Source organism: Synergistaceae bacterium, assembly GCA_031267575.1.
Lineage (GTDB): Bacteria > Synergistota > Synergistia > Synergistales > Aminobacteriaceae > JAIRYN01.
In genome coordinates this window covers 1-5,386 of the sequence record JAIRYN010000070.1, presented here as the reverse complement: position 1 = coordinate 5,386, position 5,386 = coordinate 1, and the positions used below count along the sequence as shown (strand labels likewise).

The following is a 5,386-nucleotide window of genomic DNA, read 5'->3' as shown; positions in this document are numbered from 1 at the left end:
TCGGAGTCCAGCTCCACCGGGCCAATGTCGTACCGAACAGGACCGGGGACAAGCTGGACCTCCTGGATCCTTTCCGACACATCCGGCGTAGTGTCGGGGTCGATGTACGCGGGATTCGTAACCGTGATTTCCTGCTCTTCCGATGCTGGAGCGACCAGAATCTCGACTCGCTCGCGACCGTAAAAGATCGCCTCGAACTCCGCGCCGGGCGTTCTGCTGTTCAGGTCGGCGGAGACGGACACTTCTCCATTCGAAAACGCCGCTCTCTGTCCCATTGTGAGACCACGAGGTCGGACCGGTTCCGGTTCTTACAGGCGCGGTTCCAGATACGCCAGAAATGCCGCCGTCCACCCGTTACCCTTGTTTTTGCATAGAGTCAACGCAGAATCATAATTAATGTTGATTCCTGGAGCCGCGCCGGGCAGCGAGCACGCACGGCCATTCATCGTGCAAGCCAGATATTAGCCCACCATCAGTTCTTTTATCTGCGTACCATTTTTCATGAACGCCGGGTGAGGATCGTTCTCGATAATTTTGAATGGACTTGCGTTCCAATCGGCGTCACTTTGATAAAAGTGGCGGTATAGGTCTTTTATGAGCATCGGTGGAAAGCGCCGCATGTACGAGGGGTTTCCGAGATCGTCGTATATTATTGTCACCTTGCCGCCTGACGCGGCTTCTACAGACATGCGAAGGGAGTCTTTCACGAGAATGCTGGGCATTTTTAGAACAACTCCATTTCTGTAGCGTCTGTATCGTTTATACTCCACAGGCGTAGGACCACGGACGCCACGTCGAGCGGTTCGGGGGTGACATTCATGACCGTGCTCCCGTCGAAGTCTTCCACAACCTCCTCTTTGTACCGTGTTGGTGGAATCTCCACCGACATAACATACGCGCCACACGCGCCCTCCATCAGGCCCTTGCCCGGACAACGGCAGATATCAATAACCGTTACACTGTCGGTTTGGCGGTCTGCGAGGCGTATTTCAATCAGTTCCTCGCCGGAGCCCACACACAGACAACTGTCGTCTTCGATACTCCACGGGATATGAGGCGCGGGCTGCATTTTAATAATTTTCGGCTCATTCATAGTGTTCCAGTTCCTTTCTTCGAAATGAGGGTCCAACGGACCTTTAGACGGTCGCAGATACCATTCGTCGCAATTTTGAACCCGTTTACAGTTTTATCTTTGGCGTAAATATCCCCCAATTCCCACGCTGACCCGATGTCACTCTCGGCTTCGAGTATCACAGCATAATCCGGGTCCGGCACGACGTAGGGTAATGGCACGTACACGAAGGGCTCCGCTGTCAAAATGGCAGGGCAGTTCGATTCCAGTTTGCGGATACTGGTCAGGGTCACCTTGGCGAGATATTGCTCGTTCGCTTCTGTATTTCCCGCCGGGACGGACACACTATAGAGCGGCCAGCCTTCCTCCGGGGTGGTCTCGCCGAAAGGCGTGGAGCGGAAGTCCATAAAGCCGTCGTTGATCATGTAGACCTCACAGACTTGCGTGGCAGAGGTCGGATTGTTGGGGATTGAGGTCCCATTTAGCTGCTCGTTTGCTGCCATTATCTGGTGACCCTTGAAAAGCGTTCCGGCTGAGAGATTTAGGTTTCGCGTAGCTGTCGTAGATCGTGTAACCACGCATCCTGACTGAACTCCGAACAGCCGTATTACTGCCGTACCATGTTGAATATACTTTGAGGTCAGCGCCTCGATGTCCTTGTGCGCGAGCCCAGCCGACAACATTGCTTTCGATATCCCTTGTATGAGTAAGTCGATGTCCGACCGGATGATCGAGACGTCGAGCCCTTCGAGTTGTTGCATGACGTTCACTACCGCAGTCGCGACCGCCTTATTTATTTCGCTTTTGATCTGGTCGACGCTGATGTTCTGCCCCTGGGCGTTCAAAAACGTCTGGACTAACGACGACAGAGTTTGAACCTCTGTCGTTATCGCCAATATTTGGTTCGAAAGATTTCCCATTACTTAACCCCCTGTCTTCGGACGGACGTAACCGTTGGTCGCCGCCCATTGCTCGACCAACGCTAACCGTCCGGCCAGTGCCAAATTATGCCGCTCCAGCGTCACGACTTGCAGGGTCATCCGCGCCAACACCAACGCCGGGTTGCCTTCTTGGCGCGGCTCGTAGCTATCGACATGTACGCTGCCCTTTTCTCTCGCCTGTAGAATGCTTGCAAAATCGGGGGAAAATCTGTTTCTACATATTGCATCACTGTGTCCAGCGGTATAAAATCGGCGGGGATATGGTCAAAACGCAAATACATGTCCAAGTGTGAGACGCCCATCAATCTGCCAGTCGTTCGCGCGGTCATGAGTGATCGGAGGTAACCGTTCCATGGCCTCCAGTCTAGCGGTATCGCGTCGGCGGGCACGAGGTCGAAGCGCGGTAGCATGGACCATACGGCGTGGACCGTTCGCAGCTCTCGCCTGTGCGCGAGATTCCAACGGAAAATTACATCGCCGAAGTCGAAAAGAGTTTTAAGCTTCACGTTCAAAAGCTCGGAGTGAAAAGGCTTTGCGCGTTCCATCCATGGCGTGATTCTCTCCCAGAGGTTCTGGATCCAGTCATACCAAGGCATAGTCGTTAGGTTCCAGAAGAGTTCAAGCCCGAAATAATGTGTTCTCAAGTTGCGCCACAGGCCGGTGAGCGGGTCAAAATACGGTTCGCCCTCTGGTTTTTCCTCCACATAATCACCCGCTGAGTTGCGCCAGCACGCTCGACTCCGATATCCCCAGAGAATCTAGGAAGATGTTAAAGCCCCACGCCGTGCCCTTATGCTTGAGCAAATACGGCCAATTTCGTATTTGTTTGCGCCACGTTGTAGGATTTTCCCCGATAATTGGCACATTCGTCAGAGCTGCAAGGTAGGGCAAGAACTTGTCGGGGCAACGGTCAACGTTGATCAACGCCGTTATTCCCTTTATCTTTTCTTGTATCCGCTCTATTTCAGGTTCCGTCTGCTCAACAAACCCGGTAAGCTCGTTTTCCGTGCCGTGATAAAGAGAGGGGATCAGGTCAATGATTTGTCCCATTGCTCACGCTCCCCTCTATCATAAATTCCATATTCCCGAACAGCAGCGCTTCGTTCGGTTCGGCGATGATGGTGTTTGTCGGGGTCTGGAGTTCTACGCTTTCGACGCCCTCCGTGTTGTCAATCGCAGCGTAAACGTCTGAAATTCGCAGTTTACCGCCCATTTGTGTGCTTTCGGCGTTCATAAGAGACCTAAGAGCCGATTTTACCCGCTCGATTACCGCACTGACGCTGAACCCTGATGTTATGCGGGACGTTCCCTCTACATCAATCAGTCGCCATGTTCCGTCTTAAATTTCCACATAATCTGTGAGCATCTTTCTCTGATTGATGTAGCCCAACAGGGCATTCTTGAGAGATTCCGAGGCCAGAGCGAGTTTATTCGAGTCTTCAGCGTAGGCAAGAACATAGTAACGAATAACATTCGCCTCGCCACTGCGCTCGTGCACAACGGCACGCGCCTTAGCTATTGCTCCGATGTTTTCGTCCCTGAACATCATTGCAGTCGTCTCGTAATCATTTTGCGTCACACAGCGTTCCTGCGTCTCAAAATATCGCGGAGCCCAGGAACGTATATGTTCCGCACTTTCAGCCTCCGCGCCGCCGCTGGCCGGAGCATGGTTCGTTACGGAGACGGTTATGCGACTGCCATGAACATCCACCACAATGTCGCGCATGATCGTGATCGTTCCCGCCAGAACATTGCCCGCCGTGCCGGAACCGACCCGCTATCGCGAAGTCGAAAAGTTCTCGAAAGAAGTTTGTATAAATGCATGTACAAAAATACTTTTTTTCCATATGTACGGTTTTAGGTACGGTTACATCATCGTTTACCAAACTAAAGTGTTTTTTACGGGGGCGTTCGATGCCCCCCACGCCTTTTTATGAGTCGGAAAATTCTTTCTGAAACGTTCACGCCTGGCCTAAATGACGTGTCACGTAATCTTCCCTGCAACCGCCCCGTCGCTCAAGCGTCTTTTTTGCGACATGATTTTTTTGACTGCGTGCCACAATTTTTGGGCTCTAGGGAAATATCGGGCTCAGCGGACTGACCGCGAGCAATACCTCCTCCTGAGAAGAACCCAGCATTTGCCTTTAACACTTCGTTTAGTTTTTCGACCATCGCCGTTAAGATCTCTCCATTGTCTGTAAGATCTCGAAACCCTTTCCCGTCTCCGATGAAAAGAAAAATCGGTGTGAGACTTATGTTTCCTCTGTTAATGCCCACAAGGGCGCCAACGTTTTTAGGGGAGGATCCATTGTTATAACTGTATTCGCCCGCTCAGATATTTGATTCAACCCTTAGCATTCGCGTGTTCCTCCTCCTAAAATAAGCGGGACCGAAGCCCCGCATCTCATGTCTTGGTTGTAACAGTCCGCTTCCGCAAGGAGAAAGATTGAATTTGATTAGCATTTCGTTACTTCCTTAGATTTTTTCGGGGGTTGTAACCCGCGTATCCCGCATAAGCGGCGGTGTGTTCTCCGCCCGTCATTTTGCGTCTCATCCGTTCATCTCGGCGATGATCGCCGTCACCCGCTCGTGCTTCTCAATCTCCCAGTCTCGTTCGTATCGGAGCCTCTGATTTGCCCCGATGTACCTTTTCGCGATGTCCCGAAGCTGATCTCTGTGATCGTTCACCCGCTTCAGTTCCGCCTCCAGTTCCTCGATCCTCTTCGTCGCTTCCTTGATTGTCATGGCGCGCCTCCTGTGGTGGAGGCAGCCTAAGCGGCTGCCTTCCTCCTGGCCTTCCTCGCTTCTTCGATCTCCCTTTCTCGAAGTTTGGCGTTTCGCCGTCTGCCTCGCACCACTCTTGCCACGCTACCCAGGACGGCCATTCGTGTTCTTCTTGGATACTCTTAGCGTGGCAGTCTCGGCAGTAGAGGAAACCGCATTCTTTCACCGCGCTCGTGGCAAGTACCTCTTTGCCACAATCATCGCAGGTAACTATTACCGCCGAACTTTCGTAGCAGTCCTTGCATACCGTGTTGCCATCCGCCAGTTTCTTGCCCCTACCCTTGATTTCGTCTTCACAAATTGCGCATTTCATTGTGCTTTTCTCCTTCTCCTTCTCGTCTCCGCAGATTGCCCCATTCAGCGTGCTTTCCTCCTTCTCTTTCTCCTTCTCGCCATGGGAAGCCTCTGAGGTGGGAATCTCCGCTTGGTAAAAATAGCCGTGACCTCGCGTTTCGGAGTCGAACGTGAATTCGCAAATGACATTGAACGAACTCCCGTCCCAATTGAGGTTGTATACCTGGTAATCCAGGGGCAACATCCGAAGTGTTTCCTCCTTGCAAGCAGCGTCCGCTCCGTCCAATTCTTGATA

11 protein-coding genes are annotated in these 5,386 nt (G+C 52.2%); 1 reads left to right on the top strand and 10 read right to left on the bottom strand.

Features of this window, described 5'->3' with window-relative positions:
• The 9 genes from LBJ36_11495 to LBJ36_11455 form a co-directional block, all read right to left on the bottom strand.
• Positions 1-275, bottom strand: a 275-nt coding sequence (locus LBJ36_11495) for a hypothetical protein (protein ID MDR1379656.1), incomplete at its 3' end; no start/stop codon positions are given.
• A gap of 33 nt (positions 276-308) precedes the next feature.
• Positions 309-446: a hypothetical protein gene (locus tag LBJ36_11490; protein MDR1379655.1), complete on the bottom strand. Its 138-nt coding sequence runs from the start codon at positions 444-446 to the stop codon at positions 309-311.
• Positions 447-461: 15 nt separating this feature from the next.
• Positions 462-722 carry a hypothetical protein gene (locus tag LBJ36_11485; protein ID MDR1379654.1) on the bottom strand — a complete coding sequence of 87 codons (261 nt, stop codon included), beginning with the start codon at positions 720-722 and terminating at the stop codon, positions 462-464.
• Positions 723-724: 2 nt separating this feature from the next.
• Positions 725-1,093: a hypothetical protein gene (locus tag LBJ36_11480; GenBank protein ID MDR1379653.1), complete on the bottom strand. Its 369-nt coding sequence runs from the start codon at positions 1,091-1,093 to the stop codon at positions 725-727.
• Positions 1,090-1,992, bottom strand: coding sequence for a hypothetical protein (locus tag LBJ36_11475; GenBank protein ID MDR1379652.1), 903 nt, complete (start codon positions 1,990-1,992; stop codon positions 1,090-1,092). The genes LBJ36_11480 and LBJ36_11475 overlap by 4 nt, the downstream gene beginning before the upstream one ends.
• A gap of 116 nt (positions 1,993-2,108) precedes the next feature.
• Positions 2,109-2,717 (bottom strand): hypothetical protein, encoded by a 609-nt coding sequence (locus tag LBJ36_11470; GenBank protein ID MDR1379651.1) that lies wholly within the window; start codon positions 2,715-2,717, stop codon positions 2,109-2,111.
• 4 nt (positions 2,718-2,721) lie between these two features.
• Positions 2,722-3,063, bottom strand: coding sequence for a phage tail protein (locus tag LBJ36_11465; GenBank protein MDR1379650.1), 342 nt, complete (start codon positions 3,061-3,063; stop codon positions 2,722-2,724).
• On the bottom strand, positions 3,047-3,247 hold the full coding sequence (locus LBJ36_11460) for a hypothetical protein (GenBank protein MDR1379649.1): 201 nt from the start codon (positions 3,245-3,247) through the stop codon (positions 3,047-3,049). The genes LBJ36_11465 and LBJ36_11460 overlap by 17 nt, the downstream gene beginning before the upstream one ends.
• 105 nt (positions 3,248-3,352) lie before the next feature.
• Positions 3,353-3,760, bottom strand: a complete 408-nt coding sequence (locus LBJ36_11455; GenBank protein MDR1379648.1) for a hypothetical protein — start codon at positions 3,758-3,760, stop codon at positions 3,353-3,355.
• Here LBJ36_11455 and LBJ36_11450 point away from each other — a divergent pair.
• Positions 3,729-3,950, top strand: coding sequence for a hypothetical protein (locus tag LBJ36_11450; protein MDR1379647.1), 222 nt, complete (start codon positions 3,729-3,731; stop codon positions 3,948-3,950). The two genes, LBJ36_11455 and LBJ36_11450, sit on opposite strands and share 32 nt — an antisense overlap.
• A gap of 659 nt (positions 3,951-4,609) precedes the next feature.
• Here the strand turns inward: LBJ36_11450 and LBJ36_11445 are convergent.
• Positions 4,610-5,386 (bottom strand): hypothetical protein (locus LBJ36_11445; GenBank protein ID MDR1379646.1); only part of this gene is annotated, 777 nt, incomplete at its 5' end.

Coding starts and splice junctions, on each gene's coding strand:
- LBJ36_11490 (MDR1379655.1), bottom strand. CDS start 446: ATGAATGGCCGTGCGTGCTCGCTGCCCGGCGCGGCTCCAGGAATCAAC.
- LBJ36_11485 (MDR1379654.1), bottom strand. CDS start 722: ATGCCCAGCATTCTCGTGAAAGACTCCCTTCGCATGTCTGTAGAAGCC.
- LBJ36_11480 (MDR1379653.1), bottom strand. CDS start 1,093: ATGAATGAGCCGAAAATTATTAAAATGCAGCCCGCGCCTCATATCCCG.
- LBJ36_11475 (MDR1379652.1), bottom strand. CDS start 1,992: ATGGGAAATCTTTCGAACCAAATATTGGCGATAACGACAGAGGTTCAA.
- LBJ36_11465 (MDR1379650.1), bottom strand. CDS start 3,063: ATGGGACAAATCATTGACCTGATCCCCTCTCTTTATCACGGCACGGAA.
- LBJ36_11460 (MDR1379649.1), bottom strand. CDS start 3,247: ATGAACGCCGAAAGCACACAAATGGGCGGTAAACTGCGAATTTCAGAC.
- LBJ36_11450 (MDR1379647.1), top strand. CDS start 3,729: ATGTCGCGCATGATCGTGATCGTTCCCGCCAGAACATTGCCCGCCGTG.